The sequence below is a fragment of the Ruegeria sp. CL3 genome (assembly GCF_056536505.1).
The window spans coordinates 1-4,443 of sequence record NZ_JBQFPT010000028.1; the positions used below are offsets into that span (position 1 = coordinate 1).

General features: G+C 62.6%; 3 protein-coding genes. All 3 read right to left on the reverse strand.

Features of this window, described 5'->3' with window-relative positions:
• A complete protein-coding gene (gcvP, locus tag ACR0NO_RS22090; RefSeq protein WP_480725704.1) occupies positions 1–2,856 on the reverse strand; it encodes an aminomethyl-transferring glycine dehydrogenase in 2,856 nt (951 codons plus the stop codon).
• 115 nt (positions 2,857–2,971) lie between these two features.
• Positions 2,972–3,337: a glycine cleavage system protein GcvH gene (gcvH, locus tag ACR0NO_RS22095; RefSeq protein ID WP_170381008.1), complete on the reverse strand. Its 366-nt coding sequence runs from the start codon at positions 3,335–3,337 to the stop codon at positions 2,972–2,974.
• 18 nt (positions 3,338–3,355) lie between these two features.
• The coding region (gene gcvT / locus ACR0NO_RS22100; RefSeq protein WP_480725706.1) for a glycine cleavage system aminomethyltransferase GcvT at positions 3,356–4,443 on the reverse strand (1,088 nt) is incomplete at its 5' end.

Below are 4,443 nucleotides of genomic sequence, written 5' to 3' on the forward strand. Positions count from 1 at the left end.
TTATTCAGCGGCTTCTTCGTATGCTTCCATTGGAGGGCATGTGCAGACGAGGTTTCGGTCTCCGTATGCGTTGTCGACGCGGTTGACGGGGGACCAGTATTTGTCGACGCCCATGGAGCCCGGCGGGAAGCAGGCCTGTTCGCGGGTGTAGGGGCGGTCCCAGTCTCCGACCAGATCGCGCACCGTGTGGGGGGCGTTTTTCAGCGGGTTGTTCTCCGCGTCGATCTTGCCGTCGATGATGTCCTGCGCCTCGGCCCGGATCGAGAGCATGGCGTCGCAGAAGCGGTCCAGCTCGTCCTTGGGTTCGGACTCGGTGGGCTCCACCATCAGCGTGCCCGCCACCGGCCAGGACATGGTCGGGGCGTGGAAGCCGCTGTCGACCAGACGTTTGGCGACGTCATCCACGGTCACATGCGCCGCCTCGTCCAGCGGACGGGTGTCGAGGATGCATTCATGCGCCACACGACCGGTCTCGGAGGTGTAGAGGATCGGATAGGCATCCTGCAGACGCGCCGCGATATAGTTGGCGTTCAGGATCGCCACTTTGGTCGCCTGGGTCAGGCCCGCGCCACCCATCAGCAGCACATAGGCCCAGCTGACCGGCAGGATCGAGGGCGAGCCGAAGGGCGCCGCCGAGACCGGACCCACAGCGGTGCCGTATTCCGGGTGGCCGGGCAGGTGCTCGGTCAGGTGGGCCTTGACGCCGATCGGACCCATGCCGGGACCGCCGCCGCCATGCGGGATGCAGAAGGTCTTGTGCAGGTTCAGGTGGCTGACATCGCCGCCAATGTCACCGGGACGCGACAGACCCACCATGGCGTTCATGTTGGCGCCGTCGATATAGACCTGACCGCCGTGGTCATGGGTAATCTGGCAGACCTCCTGCACGGTGGTCTCGAACACGCCATGGGTCGAGGGGTAGGTGATCATGCAACCGGCCAGATGATCCGAGTGCTTCTCGGCCTTGGCGCGGAAGTCGTTCAGATCAATGTTGCCATTCTCATCCGCCTGCACCGGCACAACCTGCCAGCCCACCATCTGCGCCGAGGCCGGGTTGGTCCCGTGCGCCGAGGTTGGGATCAGGCAGACATTGCGGTGCCCTTCGCCGCGGGCGAAGTGATAGTTACGGATGGTCAGCAGGCCTGCATATTCGCCCTGCGCGCCCGAGTTGGGCTGCTGGGAGATCGCATCATAGCCGGTGATCTGGCACAGCTTGTCGTTCAGATCGGCAATCATCTCGTGATAGCCCTGCGCCTGATCTTCAGGGCAGAACGGGTGCAGATTGCCGAACTCGGGCCAGGTGACCGGGATCATCTCGATCGTGGCGTTCAGCTTCATGGTGCACGAGCCCAGCGGGATCATCGCCCGGTCCAGCGCCAGGTCGCGGTCGGCCAGACGGCGCATATAGCGGGTCATCTCGGCCTCGGCCCGGTTCTTGTGGAAGATCTCGTGGGTCAGATACGGCGTCTCGCGCAGCGCGTAGTCCGGCAGGCGGTACTGCTTGTTCGAGCTGTCGTCTGTCTTGTCGATACCAAAGGCCCCCCAGACGGCTTCGATGGTCTCGGGCCGGGTCTGTTCGTCCAGGCTGATGCCCACACGTGTATCGCCGACCTTGCGCAGGTTGACGCCCCGGGCGACGGCGGCCTCCATGACGGTCTTCTGCAGGTGGCCGACCTCAACGGTGATGGTGTCGAAGAACACCTCGGGTTCGACCGAGAAGCCCGCCTCTTCCAGACCAGCGGCCAGGCGCGAGGTCTTGCGGTGTACCGATTGCGCGATGGCCTTGATGCCATCGGGGCCGTGATAGACCGCATACATCGAGGCAATCACCGCCAGCAGCGCCTGCGCAGTACAGACGTTCGAGTTCGCTTTCTCGCGGCGAATATGTTGCTCGCGGGTTTGCAGCGCGAGGCGATACGCTTTGTTGCCGCGGCTGTCGATGCTGACGCCGATGATCCGGCCCGGCATGGACCGCTTCAGCTTATCAGTGGTCGCCATATAGGCGGCGTGCGGGCCGCCATAGCCCATCGGAACGCCAAAGCGCTGGGTCGAGCCGATGGCAATATCCGCGCCCATCTCACCCGGTGACTTCAGCAGCGCCAGCGACAGGATGTCGGCAGCAACGATGGCGATCGCCTTGTGTTCGTGCAGCGCTGCGATTTCCTTGGTGAAGTCGCGCACATGGCCGTGGGTGCCGGGGTATTGGAAGATCGCGCCAAAGACGGCACCTGCATCGAGGCTGTCAGGATCGGCGACTTGCACGTCAATGCCCAGAGGCTCAGCGCGGGTTTTAATGACTGCGATGGTCTGCGGGTGGCAGTTCTTGTCAACAAAGAAGGCCGCGTTGTTGGCTTTCGAACGCCCGCCGCGCTTGGCCATTGCCATGGCTTCGGCCGCCGCTGTGGCTTCGTCCAGCAGCGAGGCGTTGGCCACGTCCAGCCCGGTCAGATCGCTGACCATGGTCTGGAAGTTCAACAGCGCCTCAAGACGGCCCTGGCTGATCTCGGGCTGATAAGGCGTGTAGGCGGTGTACCAGGCCGGGTTTTCCAGAATGTTGCGCAGGATCGGCGCGGGCGTGGTGGTGCCGTAATAGCCCTGACCGATCAGCGAGGTCAGAACCTTATTCTTGCTCGCCACCTCTTTCATGTAGAACAGCGCATCGCGCTCGGTCATCGCCGGGCCCCAGTCCAGCGGCTCTTTCTGGCGGATCGCCGGCGGAACGGTGGCGTCGATCAGTTGGTCCAGCGTCTTGAAGCCGATCACCTTGAGCATGTCGCGCATCTCGGTCGGGCTGGGACCAATGTGGCGGCGATTGGCAAAGTCATAGGCTTCGTAGTCAGTCAGTTTGAAAGCCATTGCAGCGCTCCTATGAATAAGTCAGGTCGGGCGGAGACCACGCAGGCCCCCGATACATCATCACGAGCCGGTCCGGCCCGAACGGGCGGAGCCCCATTCAGGGCTCCGGTCTGGATCAGCCGATGAAGTCCTTGTAGCCGGCCTCATCCATCAGATCTTCCAGCTGCGACGCGTCGGTGATCTTGATCTTGTAGATCCATGCCTCACCTTCGGGGTCTTCGTTCAGCGCGCCAGGATTGTCGGCCAGCGCCTCGTTGACCTCGACGATCTCACCATCAACCGGGGCATAGAGTTCGGACGCCGCCTTGACGGATTCGATCACGCCGATCTCGCCGTCTTTCTCGAACTCGTCACCCACTTCCTGCTGTTCCACGAAGACCACATCGCCCAGCTGCTCGGCGGCATGTTTGGTGATGCCCAGAGTGGCTGTGTCACCGTTCACGTCGATCCACTCATGCTCTTCGGAATAATAGGTTGCCATCTTGTCTCTCTCCTGACTTCAACGCTTGTAATTCTGGGTGACGAAGGGCAGCGCCACGATCTCGGCCGGTTGCGGCTTGCCCCGAATGATCAGATTGACGGTCTCGCCCGGCTCACCATGGCCTGCGGACACATAGCCCATCGCAACAGGGCCACCGACCGTCGGGCCAAACCCGCCCGAGGTGATCTGGCCAATGGTGTTGCCTTCCGTGCACTGGATCTCAACGCCCTGACGCGCAGGCGCGCGGCCCTCGGGCTTGATGCCTACCAGCTTGCGGGATGCGCCCTCGGCCAGTTCGCGCTGGATGCGCTCGGCCCCCGGGAACCCGCCCTCTTCCTTGCGGCGCTTCTGGATCGCCCAGCTCAGCGAGGCTTCGATGGGCGAGGTGCTCTGGTCGATGTCATTGCCATAAAGGCACAGCCCGGCCTCCAGCCGCAGGCTGTCGCGCGCGCCCAGACCAGCCGCTTCACAATCCTCATGCGCCAGGAAGGCGCGGGTGATCTCAATCGCCTTGTCCTCGGGGATCGAGATCTCGTACCCGTCCTCACCGGTATAGCCCAAACGCGAGATACGGCATTCGACGCCGTTGATATCGGCCACGGTGGTTTCCATGAACTTCAGATCGCGGGAGGCCGGGCAGAGCGCGCCCACAACGTTCTCCGCTGCGGGGCCTTGCACGGCGACCAGCGCGCGGTCGAATATCTCGGTCACTTCGACGCCTTCGAGGTGCTCGCGCATATGCGGAATGTCCTGATGGCGCAGCGCCGCGTTCACCACCACAAAGTAGTGATCCCCCGCGTTCGACACGATCAGGTCATCCATGATCCCGCCGTCTTCATTCGTAAAGAACCCGTACCGCGCCTTGCCTTCCTTCAGCGTTGCATAGGCCTGCGGGCACAGGGCTTCGAGTTTTTCGCCTACATTCTCGCCGCGCAGGATCACCTGACCCATATGGCTCACATCAAACACCGCCGCCTTCTCACGACACTGCTTATGCTCCCCCATAATCCCCAACGGATACTGAACAGGCATCTCCCAGCCCGCAAAATCAACCATCTTTCCACCCAACTCAACATGAAGAGAGTAAAGTGGAGTGCGATTCGGTG

Excerpts from the sequence above, each read along its gene's own strand:
- gcvP (WP_480725704.1), bottom strand. The coding sequence starts at position 2,856 with ATGGCTTTCAAACTGACTGACTACGAAGCCTATGACTTTGCCAATCGC.
- gcvH (WP_170381008.1), bottom strand. The coding sequence starts at position 3,337 with ATGGCAACCTATTATTCCGAAGAGCATGAGTGGATCGACGTGAACGGT.